The 17,073-nt window shown below is 52.9% G+C and carries 19 protein-coding genes; 15 read left to right on the top strand and 4 right to left on the bottom strand.

Annotation, left to right across the window (positions count from 1 at the left end; translation table 11 throughout):
• Positions 1–59: 59 nt before the first annotated feature.
• From ABXG94_RS11540 to ABXG94_RS11530, 3 genes are read left to right on the top strand one after another with little or no spacing between them, the layout of a single operon-like run.
• Positions 60–620, top strand: a complete 561-nt coding sequence (locus ABXG94_RS11540) for a helix-turn-helix domain-containing protein (RefSeq protein ID WP_353534321.1) — start codon at positions 60–62, stop codon at positions 618–620.
• Entirely contained in the window at positions 617–1,312 is a 696-nt protein-coding gene (locus ABXG94_RS11535) for an SGNH/GDSL hydrolase family protein (RefSeq protein WP_353534320.1), read from the top strand. The genes ABXG94_RS11540 and ABXG94_RS11535 overlap by 4 nt, the downstream gene beginning before the upstream one ends.
• A gap of 4 nt (positions 1,313–1,316) precedes the next feature.
• The gene (locus ABXG94_RS11530; protein WP_353534319.1) at positions 1,317–1,940 is read left to right on the top strand and encodes a DNA-3-methyladenine glycosylase I; all 624 of its coding nucleotides are present in this window, start codon (positions 1,317–1,319) and stop codon (positions 1,938–1,940) included.
• Here the strand turns inward: ABXG94_RS11530 and ABXG94_RS11525 are convergent.
• Positions 1,929–3,065 carry a trans-sulfuration enzyme family protein gene (locus ABXG94_RS11525; protein ID WP_353534318.1) on the bottom strand — a complete coding sequence of 379 codons (1,137 nt, stop codon included), beginning with the start codon at positions 3,063–3,065 and terminating at the stop codon, positions 1,929–1,931. The two genes, ABXG94_RS11530 and ABXG94_RS11525, sit on opposite strands and share 12 nt — an antisense overlap.
• A gap of 88 nt (positions 3,066–3,153) precedes the next feature.
• Here ABXG94_RS11525 and ABXG94_RS11520 point away from each other — a divergent pair, with 88 nt between their 5' ends.
• The 5 genes from ABXG94_RS11520 (at position 3,154) to ABXG94_RS11500 (ending at position 8,802) form a co-directional block, all read left to right on the top strand.
• Entirely contained in the window at positions 3,154–3,708 is a 555-nt protein-coding gene (locus ABXG94_RS11520; RefSeq protein WP_353534316.1) for an rRNA large subunit pseudouridine synthase E, read from the top strand.
• Positions 3,709–3,873: 165 nt separating this feature from the next.
• A complete protein-coding gene (locus ABXG94_RS11515) occupies positions 3,874–4,683 on the top strand; it encodes a division plane positioning ATPase MipZ (protein WP_353534315.1) in 810 nt (269 codons plus the stop codon).
• Positions 4,684–4,704: 21 nt separating this feature from the next.
• A complete protein-coding gene (locus ABXG94_RS11510; RefSeq protein WP_353534313.1) occupies positions 4,705–5,739 on the top strand; it encodes a glycosyltransferase family 4 protein in 1,035 nt (344 codons plus the stop codon).
• A 121-nt stretch (positions 5,740–5,860) separates the two neighbouring features.
• Positions 5,861–6,883, top strand: coding sequence for an aspartate-semialdehyde dehydrogenase (locus tag ABXG94_RS11505; RefSeq protein ID WP_353534311.1), 1,023 nt, complete (start codon positions 5,861–5,863; stop codon positions 6,881–6,883).
• 302 nt (positions 6,884–7,185) lie between these two features.
• A complete protein-coding gene (locus tag ABXG94_RS11500) occupies positions 7,186–8,802 on the top strand; it encodes a P-loop ATPase, Sll1717 family (RefSeq protein ID WP_353534309.1) in 1,617 nt (538 codons plus the stop codon).
• A gap of 121 nt (positions 8,803–8,923) precedes the next feature.
• Here the strand turns inward: ABXG94_RS11500 and ABXG94_RS11495 are convergent, their stop codons facing one another.
• Positions 8,924–9,574 (bottom strand): carbonic anhydrase, encoded by a 651-nt coding sequence (locus ABXG94_RS11495; RefSeq protein WP_353534308.1) that lies wholly within the window; start codon positions 9,572–9,574, stop codon positions 8,924–8,926.
• A 154-nt stretch (positions 9,575–9,728) separates the two neighbouring features.
• Between ABXG94_RS11495 and ABXG94_RS11490 the strand changes: the two genes are divergently transcribed.
• The 3 genes from ABXG94_RS11490 to ABXG94_RS11480 all read left to right on the top strand — a co-directional run bounded on the left by ABXG94_RS11490 (position 9,729) and on the right by ABXG94_RS11480 (position 12,399).
• Positions 9,729–10,100 carry a hypothetical protein gene (locus tag ABXG94_RS11490; RefSeq protein WP_353534533.1) on the top strand — a complete coding sequence of 124 codons (372 nt, stop codon included), beginning with the start codon at positions 9,729–9,731 and terminating at the stop codon, positions 10,098–10,100.
• 65 nt (positions 10,101–10,165) lie between these two features.
• The gene (locus ABXG94_RS11485) at positions 10,166–11,548 is read left to right on the top strand and encodes a leucyl aminopeptidase family protein (protein WP_353534307.1); all 1,383 of its coding nucleotides are present in this window, start codon (positions 10,166–10,168) and stop codon (positions 11,546–11,548) included.
• Entirely contained in the window at positions 11,545–12,399 is an 855-nt protein-coding gene (locus tag ABXG94_RS11480) for a C40 family peptidase (RefSeq protein WP_353534306.1), read from the top strand. The genes ABXG94_RS11485 and ABXG94_RS11480 overlap by 4 nt, the downstream gene beginning before the upstream one ends.
• On the opposite strand, the gene ABXG94_RS11475 is transcribed toward ABXG94_RS11480, so the two are convergent.
• Complete coding sequence (locus ABXG94_RS11475) at positions 12,396–12,743, bottom strand: DUF2794 domain-containing protein (RefSeq protein ID WP_502901703.1); 348 nt, start codon at positions 12,741–12,743, stop codon at positions 12,396–12,398. The two genes, ABXG94_RS11480 and ABXG94_RS11475, sit on opposite strands and share 4 nt — an antisense overlap.
• A 250-nt stretch (positions 12,744–12,993) precedes the next feature.
• Here ABXG94_RS11475 and ABXG94_RS11470 point away from each other — a divergent pair, with 250 nt between their 5' ends.
• Positions 12,994–13,431, top strand: coding sequence for a c-type cytochrome (locus ABXG94_RS11470; RefSeq protein WP_353534304.1), 438 nt, complete (start codon positions 12,994–12,996; stop codon positions 13,429–13,431).
• A gap of 12 nt (positions 13,432–13,443) precedes the next feature.
• Here ABXG94_RS11470 and ABXG94_RS11465 read toward each other — a convergent pair whose 3' ends face one another.
• Complete coding sequence (locus ABXG94_RS11465) at positions 13,444–14,061, bottom strand: TetR/AcrR family transcriptional regulator (protein ID WP_353534303.1); 618 nt, start codon at positions 14,059–14,061, stop codon at positions 13,444–13,446.
• Between the two features lie 126 nt (positions 14,062–14,187).
• On the opposite strand from ABXG94_RS11465, the gene mbfA reads away from it, so the two are divergent.
• The 3 genes from mbfA (at position 14,188) to fghA (ending at position 17,070) form a co-directional block, all read left to right on the top strand.
• Positions 14,188–15,162 (top strand): iron exporter MbfA, encoded by a 975-nt coding sequence (gene mbfA, locus ABXG94_RS11460; RefSeq protein WP_353534302.1) that lies wholly within the window; start codon positions 14,188–14,190, stop codon positions 15,160–15,162.
• 42 nt (positions 15,163–15,204) lie between these two features.
• Positions 15,205–16,140, top strand: a complete 936-nt coding sequence (locus ABXG94_RS11455) for an AEC family transporter (protein WP_353534301.1) — start codon at positions 15,205–15,207, stop codon at positions 16,138–16,140.
• 96 nt (positions 16,141–16,236) lie between these two features.
• Entirely contained in the window at positions 16,237–17,070 is an 834-nt protein-coding gene (gene fghA, locus ABXG94_RS11450) for an S-formylglutathione hydrolase (RefSeq protein WP_353534299.1), read from the top strand.
• Positions 17,071–17,073 lie beyond the last annotated feature (3 nt).

Raw genomic sequence — 17,073 nt, 5'->3', positions numbered from 1 at the left:
CCCGAAAAAGGATTCTAACAAGGACTAGACCACCGTGCGTTATTGCGCACAACAGCGAAATGAATGGTATGTCAAAAGACCTGATCAATCTCAACCTGCGCAGCATCCGCGCCAAATCCGGGCTCAGCCTGTCAGCGACTGAAAAGCTGACCGGGGTCAGCAAGGCAATGTTGGGACAGATCGAGCGCGGTGAAAGCAGCCCGACGATGGCCACGCTTTGGAAATTGGCCAAAGGATTTAAACTGCCTCTGACCGCTTTTATTCAAGAGCCCGGCACAACCGCTGACTCCTTAACCCATCACTTTGACCACAGCATTTCAGTCAAATGCCTGCTGCCGTATGATCCAAACATCTGTTCCGAAACATTTCTGATCACCTTGCCCGCAGGCCTAACGCACCTGTCAAAGGCCCATGCAAAAGGCACCGTGGAAGACATTTTTGCCGTCACCTCAGGAATTGAATTTATGTGCGGCGGCACCTGGCAATCGGTGGCGCAAAACAAAGCTGTCCGCATCGCAGCCGACGCAGCGCATGGATACCGAAATTTAAGCCCTGTTCAGGCGCAATTGCTGAACACAATTCACTACGCCTCTCCACAACCTTCAAAGGACGACACATGATTTTTCGCCCTATTTACCTATTTTTTATAACTTTTTTTCTGACAAGCTGCGTCACGACCGAGGTCAGCCGCAATGATCTTCGCATTTTGGCGATGGGCGATTCAATGATGGCAGCGCACCGCATTTCGGGTCGCGCCATTTCAGACAGCGTTGCCAGACATCTGGGTCAACCCGTGCGAGATAGATCCATTGTGGGGGCCCGCATGCTCTATGCTTTACCAATCACCGGCAGCATGGGGCTTAATATCTCGCAACAATATCGCGGCGAGCCATGGGATTGGGTGATTGTAAACGGTGGCGGCAACGACCTGTGGTTGGGGTGCGGCTGTAATAAATGTGATCGAAAAATGGACAAGCTTATCAGCAAAGACGGCAAACATGGCGAAATCCCCAAACTGGTCGCCAGAATGCGCGCGGCAGGCGCTCAGGTGCTTTGGCTTGGATATCTGCGCAGTCCGGGTGTTGGGTCACCAATCGAAGGTTGCCGCGAAGAGGGCGCGGCTTTAGAAGCCCGCATCAGCGCCTTTGCCGCCCAAACAGCCGGAATGCACTACATGTCTTTGGCCGACCTCGTCCCCTATGGCGATCGGTCCTATCATGGTATCGACATGATCCACCCATCGCTGAAAGCCAGCGCTGAAATAGGTGCACGCGCCGCACACTTTATTCAGAGACACAGCAACAAAGGATAACGTTATGGCAGATCTTTTTGTCGCAGAAGACCAAAGGCCGCGGTGTCGCTGGGCAGGCAGCGCACCAGAGTTCCTGGACTATCACGACAAAGAATGGGGGTTTCCGGTTGTCGACGATCAACGGCTGTTTGAAAAACTGTGTTTGGAAAGTTTTCAGTCTGGTCTGAGCTGGCGGACAATTTTGGCAAAACGCGAAAATTTTCGCGCGGCCTTTGCTGGGTTTGATTTTAACGAAATGGCCAAATTTGGCCCCGCCGAAGTTGAAGGTTTGATGGGCAACAAAGGCATTGTCCGCCATCGCGGCAAAATCGAAGCCGTTATCAACAACGCGATTTGTGCGCAAAATCTTGTCGCCGAAGCTGGCAGCCTTGCCCAATTTGTCTGGTCTTTTGAACCAGACCCTAACACGCTGCCAGAACCACAAACTCAATCCACCTCACAAGAATCGATCGCACTGTCAAAAGCGCTCAAAAAACGCGGTTGGAAATTTGTGGGGCCGACAACTGTTTTTGCCTTTATGCAGGCCATGGGGCTGGTCAATGACCATGCGATTGGCTGCTGCCAGCGCGCGCGCGCAAAAGAAATGCGGGCGTCTTTCAAACGCCCATCACCCCCGTCATTGCCCTAGGGCCTGAGATAAATCCGCTACCAAGTCATCGACATGCTCGATGCCAACCGACAGCCGCAGCAGATTTTCGGGAATCCCGGTGTGTGACTCGACTGTGAAACGATGCTCGACCAGGCTTTCTACGCCGCCAAGCGACGTCGCCCTGAGAAACAATTGTAATCGCCCCGCAACCCGCAGCGCATCGCTTTGGTCGCCTTTGACCAAAACCGACATCAGGCCACCAAACCCACCGTTCATTTGCGTTAAAGCAAGCGCATGACCCGGATCGCTTGCAAGCCCCGGATAAAGCACCCGATCAACACCGGGGTGATCTGACAGAAAAGTGGCGATATTCATGGCGTTTTGGCACATGCGTTCCACGCGCAATGGCAAGGTGCGCATGCCACGCACCAATAACCAAGCTTCAAACGGTCCCATAACGGCACCAGCGTCACTCCGGTCAGTGACGATCTGCTGCCAAACTTCCGATTTGGCACCTGTCGACAGCACGCCACCCAAAACATCGGAATGACCATTCAGCGCTTTGGTGGCCGAATGCATCACAATATCTGCGCCAAAATCCAGCGCCCGCGTCAAAATCGGCGTGGCAGCTGTGGCGTCTACGATCAGCAGAGCGCCTGCTGATTTTGCCAGCGCAGAGGCCGCTTTGATATCGATGGTCTTTAACCACGGGTTTGACGGCGTTTCGATAAATACCAAGGCCGCAGGCGTTGCGCAGGCCTCTGCGAGTTCCGAGAGATTGCTGGCATCTACTTCGACCAAAGTGATGGCGCGCCGGGTGCAGAAATCTCGTATCCATTTGGTCGTGCCCCAATAGATCCCGCTTTGCACAATCACACGTGCCCCGTTTGGCACCCAGCGAAAGGCCGCAGCAATAGCCGCCATGCCAGAGGGAAATACCAAAGTGTCCGCCGCCCCTTCAAATTGACAGATCAGACCTTCGGCGATGCGCACCGCGTCATTATGAGGGCGCAGATACAGGTTGTCAGCATTCACCAACTGATAATCTGTATCCCGCACAAATGTTGTTGCGGGCCGGATCGGCGGCACAACCCCACCACTTTCCTGATCTAATGCACCGCCAGCATGAGCAGCTAAGGTGGCTGATTTAAGGTCATCTTTCATTGTCACCCTCTTGTTTGAGACAAACTTAGACGCCCAATGCCTGATCTATGCAATAGCCAAGCGCGGCCGCACTGTGTAAAGCGCTGCTATGACCCGAGTTATCTTATTGAACAAACCTTTTGATGTGTTGTCGCAATTTACGGACAAAGGTAGCGAAGTCAGCACGCGCCGTACGCTGTCTGATTTTGTGAATGTGCCTGGTGTTTATGCCGCTGGCCGATTGGATCGCGACAGCGAAGGCCTGCTGATCCTGACCGATGACGGCAAACTTCAGCATCGCATCGCGCATCCCAAAAACAAAATGACCAAATCCTATTGGGCACAGGTCGAAGGCGCCCCTTCTGACGACGCCCTTGCGCAATTGCGGTCCGGCGTTCAACTCAAAGATGGCATGACCCGCCCTGCAAAGGCGCGCAAAATTCCAGAACCCGCACAACTGTGGCCGCGCACACCTCCTATACGGTTTCGCAAAAACGTGCCAGACAGCTGGATTGAACTGACAATATCCGAAGGCCGCAATCGACAAGTTCGCCGAATGACCGCCGCCGTTGGTCACCCAACATTGCGCCTGATCCGCTATCGCGTAGGCAGCTGGACACTCGACGGCATTCCAACGGGCGCATGGGTTGAAACTTCGGTCTAAGCATTGCGTTTCGCACGGGTCATAAACCACATCCTGAAAAGAATTGAACCAATGCTTTCGTGGCGCTTCCCCTCTTGCACCCCTCAACATATAGTGTGATTTAAGCGTTCACGGGCCGAGCAGCTCGATTTACAAGACAAACAATGGCAAGCGGGGACACACGCGATGGCGCATATTATTGTTGTGGGCAATGAAAAAGGTGGTGCGGGCAAATCGACCGTATCCATGCATGTCGCGACGGCCCTTGCCCGTATGGGCTTTAAGGTTGGTGGATTGGATTTGGACCTGCGCCAACAGACCTTTGGCCGCTACGTCGAAAACCGCCAAAAATTCTGCGAAAAGTCTGATCTTGAGCTGCCTAGCCCCACCTATCACGAGTTGCCGGAAATCGATCCTGCAACTGTTGGCGAAGGTGAAAATATCTATGATTTGCGCCTATCAGCAGCAGTGGCTGCGCTGGAGCCAAACAATGATTTTATCCTGATTGATTGCCCCGGATCGCACACCCGCCTTAGCCAGGTTGCGCATTCGTTGGCAGACACGCTGGTCACCCCCTTGAACGACAGTTTCATCGACTTTGACCTCTTGGCCCATATTGATGGCGACGCCGAGAAAATTCTGGGCCCTTCGGTCTATTCGGAAATGGTCTGGAACGCCCGGCAGCTGCGGGCACAGGCAGGATTGAAGCCAATTGATTGGATTGTTTTGCGCAATCGTCTGGGTGCGCAAAACATGGTGAACAAAGAAAAAATGGGCAACGCTCTGGCACGACTTGCCAAGCGCATCGGGTTTCGCACCGGTCCTGGATTTAACGAGCGCGTCATTTTTCGCGAACTGTTCCCTCGTGGCCTAACCCTGCTTGATCTGCGTGACATTGGCGTCAAACAGCTCAATATTTCCAACGTTGCCGCTCGCCAAGAACTGCGCGAATTGATTAAAACCCTCGATCTGCCGGGTGTCACGGTAGATTTCTAACCCCATTTTTAGGAACGCACTTTGTCAGACCCACGTGTGATTGCGCCAAATCTGAAACGTCGCCTTTCCGGCGTAACCGCGACAATCGCACGTTTGGTTCCGTTGCAAGCCAAGAGCATCGCTATCGTGGCGACGGGCCCGGGACTGCCAGCGGAAACGCCGCACCTCTCAATTCTTCAGGTTATGGGTTTGAAACGGCAAACCCTGCGGGTCTGGCACGCGCGACGCAACACCGAAATGTTGCTAGGGCTATTTCTCAGAACAGTGCTGCGCAAAAACCTTAAACTGCTGTTCACAAGTGCTTCGCAACGGGCGCATTCTGGATATACCAAATGGTTGATCTCGAAAATGGATGCCGTGGTCGCCACCTCACAAAAGACAGCAAGCTATCTAGATCGCGACGCAGACGTTATCTTGCATGGTATTGATCTAGATGGATTTTCCCAAACTGATGACAAATCTGCCCTGCGCAAGAAATTGTCATTGCCCGACGGGGTATTACTAGGCTGCTATGGCCGTATTCGGCATCAGAAAGGCACCGATGCCTTTGTTGACGCGATGATCGAATTATGCGGCCAGCGGGATGACGTGCATGGCATTGTCATGGGGCGCGCTACGGAAAAACATCAGGGTTTTCTGAGTGGCTTGCAAAAAAAGGTGGCAGACCACGGCTTGCAAGGCCGTATTCTGTTCATGTCAGAGGTCACCGTAGACCAAATCCCTGAATGGTATCAGGTTCTTGACTTGTTTGTCGCTCCTCAACGCTGGGAAGGGTTTGGGTTAACGCCAATCGAAGCCATGGCCTGTGCGGTGCCTGTTGTGGCGACTGATGTTGGGGCTTTTTCAGAGATTGTCGCCCATGATGCTGTTGGCCGATTGGTCCCTCCCGGAGAGCCTCGGTCTCTGGCGCGCGCTGCGGCCAATATGTTGGAGAATCGGAGCAGCCTAGCGGATGCAGGTGTGGCTGCACGCCAACATGTCGAAAAACATTTCCGCATTGAACGCGAAGCTCAGGCTTTGATTGACGTCTATAATCGTCTTCTTTCAAACACTTAGCGTAATTATTCGCTTTGATCGTGTTCTGAAATGGCCCCGTTCACAGGAATGCTTTGGTAAAGCCCTTTTTTCTTTAGGAATTTAAGGCTACTAGGGCGCGTCCGAAACATTGGAGAGAGACATGGGTTATCGCATCGTCGTCGTAGGCGCCACTGGCAACGTGGGCCGCGAAATGCTGAATATCCTGGAGGAACGCCAGTTCCCTGTGGATGAAATTGCTGTTCTAGCGAGCCGTCGTTCGCTGGGCACGGAAGTCAGCTTTGGCGAAAAAACCCTTAAAACCCAAGACCTTGACACGTTCGACTTTGCAGGTTGGGACATGGCATTGTTTGCGGTTGGCTCTGACGCGACAAAGAAATATGCGCCGATCGCGGCGGCGGCCAATTGCGTGGTGATCGATAACAGTTCGCTGTATCGCTATGACCCCGACGTGCCGCTGATCGTGCCGGAATGTAACCCGCAGGATATCCACGGGTATGCCAAGAAAAACATCATCGCCAACCCGAATTGCTCGACTGCGCAGATGGTTGTGGCTTTGAAACCATTGCATGATCGCGCCAAAATTAAACGTGTGATTGTAAGCACTTACCAGTCTGTTTCTGGCTCTGGCAAAGAGGCTATGGAAGAGCTGTGGGAACAAACCAAGGCGGTTTACAACCCGACAAAGGATGTGCCTGCAAAGGTCTACCCTAAGGAAATCGCGTTTAACGTCATTCCACATATTGATGTGTTTTTGGATGATGGGTCCACCAAAGAAGAGTGGAAGATGGTTGCTGAGACCAAAAAAATTATCGACAAATCGATCAAAGTCACCGCGACTTGCGTGCGAGTGCCTGTTTTTGTTGGACATTCTGAGTCCATCAACATCGAGTTCGAAGAGTTTTTGGACGAAGATGAGGCGCGTGACATCCTGCGCGAGTCGCCCGGCATCATGGTGATCGATAAACGCGAAGACGGTGGCTATGTGACCCCGAAAGAATGCGTTGGAGATTACGCGACTTTCATCAGCCGCATCCGCCAAGATAGCACCATTGATAATGGCATAAACCTTTGGTGTGTCAGCGATAATTTGCGCAAAGGCGCGGCGCTGAACGCGGTTCAAATCGCCGAAACTCTGGGCCGTGAGGTTCTAAAAAAGGGCTAACTAAGGCGCTTTTTGCTGAGAGATTTTGAAAGCCCTGCTAGCTTTGGCGGGGTTTTTTCATGCGGTTTCGCCGCGCAACAGTTGCTTTTGCTGCGAACGCTGCCGGAATTTTGGCTTCATTGTACAATTTGTACGTTTCAAGGCCTGAAACGTACGATTCGTTGCTGATGCTAGGTGCCGCGCAAAATTCTCCGGCCATTCAATCTAAGGGATGACGTCGAATAAGAAATTTTTCAACTTGTGATTGATGTTAGACTAATCTTATATCGAACGTATTAACTCGAATATTTTTGGAGCGCATTTTGCAAAACCCAATAGTCTTTAATGCGAGTTCTAGAATTGGAAGAATTTCTGCGGAAGCCGATGAAGAGTTTTTATTTGAGTGTTTTGTCGATGTTTCAGCTCTCGCTGAACTTAAGGAAATCGGCTCACCAAAAATGTTGTTGTTAGGAAGTACCGGCGCTGGAAAAACTGCAATAATCCGAAAAATCGAAAAAGAATTTGCTCGATCAAACTCAATTCAACTTGACGAAATGGCACTAGATTATTTGGCTAACAGCGATGTAATTCAGTTTTTAGTTGAAATTGACGTTAACTTAGACCTATTTTTTCAGGCGTTGTGGAAACACGTAGTTTTAATTGAGTTTATTCGTCTAAAATTCAATGTTTGTGACGAACAAAAGTCCAAATTCATTTTCAGCCAGATCTTTGACGCTTTTAAAACAGACCAAAGAAAACAACGAGGCTTGGAATACCTGCGGAAATGGGAGAGCAAATTCTGGATTTCCATGGACGAAAACATCAGAGAAATCACCGAAAACCTTGAGACCAGCGTAAGTGCTGAACTTGGTTCTGAGATTGAACGCTTCAGTGCAAGAGCTGGCTACGCTAGGACACTAAGTGCTGAAAAGAAAAGCCAACTTCAGCGGGTAGCAAGAAAGTTTGTCGCGCCTGAGTTGTTGACAGATTTAGCAAAAGTTGTCGACACCCTAGCTGAGCACGGTACACGAGTTGAACCTAGCTTCATATTGATAGATAGCCTTGATGAAAATTGGATCGATCCGTCAATTAAATACCCCTTGATCAGAGCTTTAATTGAAAGCCTGAAAAGCTTGCGCAGAATTCATGACCTGAAAACAGTCGTGGCACTACGATCGGACCTTTTGGAAAAAGTTATTTTGGAGACCAAGGACGCCGGTTTTCAAAGCGAAAAATATGAGGATTATATTGTCAGGTTGAAATGGGATTCAAACCAATTGAAACAGCTGGTAAACAAGCGCGTAAACTTTCTTTTTAGGCGAAAGTACAATACCCAAAACATTACTTTTGAAGACATTTTCACTGAAAAAGTGACCAATTCTGGAAGCCCATTCAATGCGCTATTAGATAAAAGTCTCTATCGCCCAAGGGATATTATTAACTTTGTGAACATGTGCCTCGAGGCCGCGGAAGGATCAACAACTGTTACTCGTAAGACATTTAATCAAGCGGAAATATCCTATTCGGCAAATCGGCTCACCGCGATGGTAGAAGAGTGGCAAAACGTGATTGTCGGCTCTGCATCTCTGGTAGAGCTACTTAAAGGAAAGCGCGCAACTTTCACTTTATCAGATTTTTGCACCACCAAATTGCTTGACGATCTTGTTCAAAACTTTCCAGATTCCAATAACCGTTCAAAAGATACTCTTTGGCAACTAGTAGAAGAAGCTACCACAAAAACGGTAGAGCCATTTACTCTTGCTGGCGTTCTAGTCGAAAAGTTACATCTAATGGGAGCTATCGGTGTGAAAATCAGCCCGAACACCCCATATCAATATTTCTTTCAGACGCAAAAACCCCTCCCAAATAACCATCTTGAGCCAAACACGAAAATTCGAATCCACCCGATGATCCACTCTGCCTTAGGAATCATCAATTAACGTAAAATCACTCAAATCAAAGCAATATCTTTACGCTAACTGCTCTCTGGCGTTCCTGTCAAAGATAGGGAGTCAGCACCTGACGGCAGCGCATAAAAAGGGCCCTTGGATTTCTGTCGCCTTAAAGCGCGACAAATTTCTTTTGGTCGCAGTCATAGACCTCGACGCCGCCAGCGGCGATGTCATGCCAAGCGCCGTGAATGGTCAGATTGCCGTCGTTGACGCATTTTTTCACAAAAGGGAACGTCAGCAGATTTTCCAAGCTGGCCAGAACCGCGTGTTTTTCAAACTGGCGCGCCTGGTCGGCTTCGTCTTCGATATCCGCAACTTTTTCGTAGCGCGGCTTCAGGATGTCCATCCAACGGCCGACAAAGCTCTCTTTTTTCTCAAGATGCGGGGCATTGCCTTTGCACATATCGATACAGCCCTGCACGCCGCCACAAGAGGAATGCCCCAGCACAATCACATGTGCGACTTTGAGCGCGGTCACCGCATATTCGATGGCCGCAGAGGTGCCGTGATGATCGCCATCGGGCGCATAGGGCGGCACCAGGTTGGCAATGTTGCGGTGGATAAAGAATTCGCCTTGGTCTGCGCCAAAGATCGAGGTCACATGCACCCGGCTGTCGCAGCAAGAAATCACCATGGCGCGGGGGTGTTGGCCCTCTTCGCCCAGATGTCGATACCAGGCCTTGTTGGTTTCATAGGCGGTGGCTTTCCACCCATGAAAACGTTGCACAAGGTAAGACGGCAGTGGTTTCGCGTATTTCATCACAGCTCCTGATCCAAGTTCTGGGATAGATAGTCACATTTTGCATATATTTCGAGAGAAAATCATCTTTGTACCTAACGTTTTCACAAGTCTTTTGCCTCAGGTTGGATTTGCCGTGGGGGCAATGCAGAGTTTGGGGAATGTTTTGGAACAGGTGAATGTCCTTTTTGTCGAGGAGGCGGTGAGTCTTGATCACTCGCAAATCCGTCAGTTGCAGATCTTGCTGGGTCCTCATGAGGCCGAAGAAGTCACGATGCGCGCGATGGAAGAGCTGTCTGCGCGGTTGTCGCATGCGGAAAGTCTGTTTTTGCTGGGGAAATGGCCGGATCTGCGCAAATGCGTGCGCAGTCTGATTGCCATCAGCGATCAAATTGGCATGCGCAGTTTGGCCCAGGTCAGCCAGCATGTGGTGACCGCGCTGGACAATGACGATCACAGCGGTTCGGCGGCGACTTTCTTTCGATTGTTGCGGATTGGCGACCGGTCGTTGTCAGACTATTGGGAATTACAGAACCGGTCGGGATAAAGTGATTTGCACCGGAATCGTTTAGGGTTAGGCTGAGGAAAAGTCAGCAACCACAAGACGAGCATATGACCCTGACATTCGCACCAAAGTCCCAAGCGGCCACCCCTCTCACGTTGTTAACAGACGCAGATTATGATGGCTGGTTGGCCGCGCAAACGCCCGAGGTGCAAAGCTGGCTGGGTGCTTTGGGGTTCACAGCCAAGCTTGGTGCAACAGCCCTGGTGCCTGACGCCAATGGCGGCGTGCGGTTTGCGGTGGCCGGGCTGGGCGGCGCAAAGGCCAAAACGCGGGGCCGGTTTGGTCTGGCGGCGGTGGCCGCAGCCTTGCCGGCGGGCGATTACACGCTGGCCAATCCGGCTGATATTTCGGATTTGGACACTCAGTTGTTGGGCTGGCTGTTGGCGGGCTATCGGTTCGACCGGTACAAAAACCAAGCCTCGGGCGGCGCGCGCGTGGTGTGCCCAGACGGGATTGACGGCGCGCGGTTAGAGGTGATTGCCGCGGGAGAGGCATTGACTCGCGACCTGATCAACACGCCTGCTAGCGACATGGGGCCTATGGCGCTGGAAGCCGCGGCGCAAGATCTGGCAAAAACCCATGGGGCGCAGTTTGAAACCATCCTGGGCGATGATCTGCTCGCGCAGAATTTCCCGATGATTCACACGGTCGGGCGGGCCGCGGATCAGGCCCCGCGCCTGTTGGATATGCGCTGGGGCACGGATGGGCCAAAGCTGACATTGGTGGGCAAAGGCGTGTGTTTTGACACTGGTGGGCTGAATTTAAAACCCGGTGCCTCGATGGGTTTGATGAAAAAGGATATGGGCGGCGCGGCAACGGTCTTGGGGCTGGCGCATATGATCATGGCGCTGAAACTGCCCTTGCAATTGCGCGTGTTGATCCCGGCGGTTGAAAACGCCGTCAGCAGCAATGCGTTTCGTCCCGGCGATATTTTGCAATCGCGCAAGGGCCTGACGGTGGAGGTCAACAACACCGATGCCGAGGGGCGCTTGGTGTTGGCGGACGCTTTGGCTTATGGCTGCGAAGAAAACCCCGATCAAATTATCTCGATGGCCACTTTGACCGGGGCTGCGCGGGTTGCGGTCGGACCAGATCTGGCCCCGTTTTACGCTCAGAACGACGCCACTGCCGCCGCGTTGAACACGGCCGCAGATCAGGTGGCGGACCCAGTGTGGCGTATGCCGTTTTGGGACCCCTATGAAAAGATGATCGAACCGGGCATTGCTGACCTAGACAATGCGCCCAGCGGCGGTTTTGCGGGGTCTATCACCGCAGCCTTGTTCCTGCGACGCTTTGTGGACAACCCACAGTACACCCATTTTGACATCTACGGCTGGAACCCCAGCGCCGCGCCGGCCCGTCCAAAAGGCGGTGTTGGCATGGGGGCTCGGGCGATATTGGCGGCCTTGCCGGAAATTTTAGACTTATGATGGACCGGCGCCTGACCCCTGCCAACAAACGTGTGGCCGACCCCAGCCTAGAGGCCAGTTGGCCCGGTGTGCGCTATGCTGATCCGGATCCCTATTCGGTGCAATGGCCGATGGTTGATTTGATGAATGCGCCTGAAGGGCACAGGGATCGACAATTGTTGTTTGGCGAGGCTGTCGGCGTTTATGAGATGCACGAAGGCTGGGCGTTTGTGCAAGCCGCCAAAGATGGCTACGTCGGCTATGTACCCCAATCCAGTCTGGCGCAGGTGCCCGCACCCACCCACCGCATTTCGGCGGCAGCATCACATGTCTATGATCAGCCCAATTTCAAGTCGCGCGATCTGATCCGCTTGACCCACGGCTGCCTGATCCATGTTCTGGACGAGGAACAGGGGTTTTTAAAAACATCGCTGGGCTTTATTCCGGCGGTGCATTGCGTGGCGGCGGATATGCAGCAACCAGATCCGGTGACAGAGGCAAAACTGTTTTTAGACACGCCCTATCTGTGGGGTGGCAACAGCCGGTTTGGCATTGATTGTTCCGGGCTGGTGCAATCGGCCTTTATGGCCTGCGGCATCCCCTGCCCTGGGGACAGCGATTTGCAGGAAATTGAACTGGGATATGAAATCGCCGACACAGAGACTTTGCAGCGCAATGATCTTTTGTTCTGGAAAGGCCATGTGGCTTTGGTGGCAGACGACAACCGGTTGATCCACGCAAATGCTTTTCACATGGCGGTGGTCTATGAGGATATCGATGCGGCTATTGCCCGGATTGCCGCGCAGGGCGACGGGCTGGTGACCAGTCGCAAACGCGTGCCGATGGCCAGAGTGCAAACCAACCAGATCTAGTCGATCGGGCGGATCAATTTACGCTCTAGCACCCGCAGTACCGCACGCAGGTCGTGGCCCCGCTTGAGGATCTGCCCGTCCATCGCAACCACAGCATAAAGCCCTTGGCGATTGCGCAGCTTTGGGCGTTTTTCGATGCGATAGAGCGGGTTTTCCGCTGTGCGGCGGAAGACCGAGAACACAGCCACGTCACGCAAACAGGAAATACCGTAGTCACGCCATTCACCTGCGGCGACCATGCGCCCATAAAGCGATAGGATCACGTTCAGTTCTGTGCGGTGGAAAGCCACCTGCGATGGGGGGATTGGTCCAGACGGAAAGGGTGTCGGTGAAGACATATTCATAGGTTTAGAATCAGGCTTTTTTAACTAGAAATCAACCCTGCCTCGGTTTTGCCGCAGATTTTTCTGCAAAACGCCGCCTCGGCACCGCGGATTCGCCATTTGCGCCCTGCATAACAGTTTCATAGCGAAAGTTACCGCTACCCCGGCAACACACTTATCTTGCCCCCACCCAGATGTGTTGCCGGGGCCTATTTTTTCCTTGCCATCGCCAGAGACCCGGTGTCCTCTTTGACAAAAAGCGGATGGTACGATGAAGACATTTCCAGTGATTTTGACAGTGGGCCTGATGATGGCCAGTTTTGCCTTGGCCCACCAGGGGGTCACGGACCCGCATATCAAGGCGCGTATGCATGCGATGTCAACAGCAGGTCAGGCCAGCAAGACGCTGGGGGACATGGCCAAGGGCAAACGGGCCTTTGAGCAGGAGGCGGCGCAACAAGCCCGCGCAGACCTATTGCAAATTTCTACGGATATCCCGGCGTTGTTTGAGGTCGAAGCTTTGGATTTGGTGACCGAGGCGGCCCCGGATATCTGGAGCAATTTTGCGCAATTTCAGAGCCGGGCGGAGGCGATGCAAAAAGCGGTGATGGATTTGGACACCAGCAGCCCGGAAGAAATCGCACGCGGCATGCGGGCGGTGGGCAGATCTTGTGGTGGCTGCCACAAGCCATTTCGCATTAAGAAATAGAAACCGGGGGGCCTAGGCCCCGTAGCGGGCCAGAAAGGTCTGCACCGCTTCTTCGGCAACAGTTTCAATTTCTGCGGCGTCAAATTCGGTTTGCACCCCAAAACTGGCGCGCAAGAACAGCCGGGCTTTGCAAAGTTCCGAAAACTGTTCGGCCGCCATGGGGATGTTGTCGATCACCAACTCTCCCTGTGCAATCGACTCTTTCAGATACTCGCACATCATGGCCTGACCTTTTGCTGGCCCGCTTTGATAATAGGCTTGCCCAAGTTCTGGAAAGCGGTCGCTTTCGGCCACGCAGATGCGAAATACCTTTTGTGCGAAATCGGACAGCAAATAGGTGGTCAGGCCAATTGCGGCGGTTTTCAAACAATCGCGCAGAGGCGTGTCTTCGTCAAATTGCGACACGATATCAACCGCCATGCGGTCACATTCACAGGTCACAACATCGACAAAAAGCTGCCGTTTGTCAGAGAAATAGCTGTAAAGCGTGGCTTTGGAGACGCCAGATTGGCGGGCGATGTCATCCACGCTTGCGCCTTCAAATCCATCCCGCAAGAACACCTCGCGCGCGCCGGCCAAAACCTGATCGACTTTGCGACCTTTGCGTTGAATAGGGGCTTGGGTGTTCATGCTGCCTCGATGGTAAAGAGGAATCGAATATAAACTGATCAGTTCACTTTGGACAAGCCATCAATTGGCGTTGCCTCGCGGGATATTGCTGGTAAAGTTAGAATAATTCTAAAACCGGAGCCACAGATGCGCTTTTTCACGCATAGACGACATTTTCAAGACCTGAACGAACAAGAAATTCTTGCGCTGGCAATTTCCAACGAAGAAGACGACGCGCGGATTTACCGAAGCTTTGCGCAGGCGGTGCGGGCGGATTACCCGGCAACATCGCAGGTTTTTGACGGTATGGCCGAGGAAGAAGACGGCCATCGCCAGCAATTGATTGATTTGCACGTGGCGCGGTTTGGAGAAACCATTCCGCTGTTGCGGCGCGAACATGTTGCGGGGGCCTATGCCAGACGTCCTGTTTGGTTGACCAAGAACCTGGATGTCGCCCGCATGCGTGCCGAAGCTGCGGATATGGAACGGGTTGCCGAACAGTTTTACCGGGCGGCGGCGGCGCGCATCACTGATGCGGCCACGCGTAAGCTGCTTGGGGATCTTGCGGCCGCAGAAGCGGACCATCAGGACGCCGCCTATAATTTGCAAAACAATCTGGTGTCATCTGATGCGCTGCAAACCGAACATGACACCGCCAAACGTCAGTTTTTGCTGACCTGGATTCAGCCGGGCTTGGCGGGGCTGATGGATGGGTCGGTCTCTACATTGGCCCCGATTTTTGCCACTGCATTTGCCACACAGAACACTTGGACAACTTTTCTGGTTGGTCTTGCTGCCTCGGTAGGGGCCGGGATTTCCATGGGCTTTACCGAAGCGGCCAGCGACGATGGAGAGTTGTCTGGGCGGGGATCGCCGATCAAACGCGGCTTTGCGTCAGGCATCATGACCACTGTTGGGGGACTTGGCCACGCGCTGCCCTATTTGATCACCGATTTCTGGACCGCGACCGTCATCGCGATCATCGTGGTTTTTGTAGAGCTTTGGGCAATTGCCTGGATTCAGAACAAATTTATGGAAACCCCGTTTTTCCGCGCGGCGTTTCAAGTGGTTTTGGGCGGGGCATTGGTGTTTGCTGCTGGTGTTTTGATCGGGTCGGGCTAAGATACCGCTTGCGTTTTGGTAATGTAATGTTACCAAAACTGCATGATAGAAATTTTCCTAAAAACACTACCGTTTTTCGCCATTATCGGTCTTGGTTACATGGCCGGACGCGTTCGGTTCTTTACCGAAGAGGCCACGGCCTATTTGACGAAATTCGTTTTCTATTTTGCCTTGCCCGCGATGCTGTTTCGGTTTTCGGCCAGCCTGTCGTTTGACGAAATTTTAGAGTGGCCCATCGTCTATGCCTTTTTGGCGGGCTCTGCGTTGGTTTGGGGAATTGGGGCGATTGTTGCGCGCCTAAGAGGCCAAGGTTTATCGTCTCTGGCGGTTGAAGCGCAGTGTTGCGCGGTCGGCAACGTTGGTTTTCTAGGCATCCCAATGCTGGCTTTGTTGTTTGGCGAGGCCTCTCTTGGACCAAATATGATGGTGCTGATCGTGGACTCGGTGTTGTTTGGGTCGTTGATCGTTATCCTGATCAACGCCGGACAGGATGGGAATCTAAGCCCCCGCGTGTTCAAAACGATTGGCCTGGGGTTGATCACAAACCCGATGATCATGGCAATTGTCTTGGGCGTGGTCTGGTCGCTGCTTAGGTTGCCAATCCCGGTCCCCGCGACAGAATTCCTGAAGCTTTTGGGATCTGCGGCAACGCCCGTCGCTTTGTTTGCCATCGGCGCAAGCCTTGCCAGCAAATCCGCAGAGCGCATGCACATTGCCGGTTGGATCAGTTTTTGCAAACTTGTGCTGCACCCGCTTGCGGTTGCTGGGTTTGCGCTTTGGGTTTTTGACGTTGATCCGTTTTCGGCTGCGGTGATCATTTCAGCTGCTGCCCTGCCAGTGGCCGGCAACATTTTCATCCAAGCCCAACACTATGGCGTTGCACCGCAACGGGTGTCTGCATCGATCCTGATTTCGACGGCTTTTTCCATTCTGACCGTCTCGCTTGTGATCGGATGGGTGGCACCGCTGGTAAATTAGGCGCTTTGACGCAAAAGCCGCGCCAATCGACGGCTGTTGCCTTGCCGGACAGGGCGTGTTTGCGCTAGCCATGCCCCAAGCAAGAAGGGGTACAAGATGGAAAAGCTGTCTGAAAACAAATGTTTTGGAGGCACGCAGGCTGTGTTTAGCCATGCCTCGACCAGCTGTAATTGTGAAATGACGTTTGGCTTGTTTCTACCTGCCGAAGCCAAGGACGGCCCGGTGCCGGTTCTGTGGTATCTTTCCGGCCTGACCTGCACCCATGAAAATGCGATGACCAAGGCCGGAGCGCAGGCCTGGGCCGCTGAACAGGGCATCGCATTGATTTTCCCAGACACCAGCCCACGCGGGGGCGATGTGGCTGATGACGAAGCTTATGATCTGGGCAAGGGTGCGGGATTTTATGTAAACGCCACCCAGGCCCCCTGGTCGACGCATTTTCGCATGTGGGATTATCTGGCGTCGGAATTGCCAGAGCTTGTGGGCGCAGAATTCCCGCTGGATATGAGCCGACAGGCGATCACCGGTCACTCTATGGGAGGGCATGGGGCATTGACCCTGGCGCTTTCGCTGCCCGGACGCTTTAAGTCGGTGTCAGCTTTTGCGCCGATCTGTAACCCAACCGCCTCGGACTGGGGACAAAAACAATTCACGGCCTATCTGGGCGAGGACGCCGCCAACTGGCAGGCGCATGACGCTACGGTTCTGATGCGCGATGTGGGGTTTGACGGCCCAGTTTTGATCGATACCGGCGCGGATGACCAATTTTTTGAACTGCTGGGCACCGAGGCGATGGGCGCAGCCCTGGCAGCGCAAAAACAAGAAGCCACCCTGCGGCTGCAAAAGGGCTATGATCACAGCTACTTTTTTGTTTCAACCTTTATGGAAGATCACGTCACCTTTCATGCCGAAGCTTTATACACGGAATAGCAC

Source organism: Cognatishimia sp. WU-CL00825, assembly GCF_040364665.1.
Lineage (GTDB): Bacteria > Pseudomonadota > Alphaproteobacteria > Rhodobacterales > Rhodobacteraceae > Cognatishimia.
Note: the sequence above shows the minus strand (reverse complement) of the source record. Positions and strands in the feature narration are given on the sequence as shown.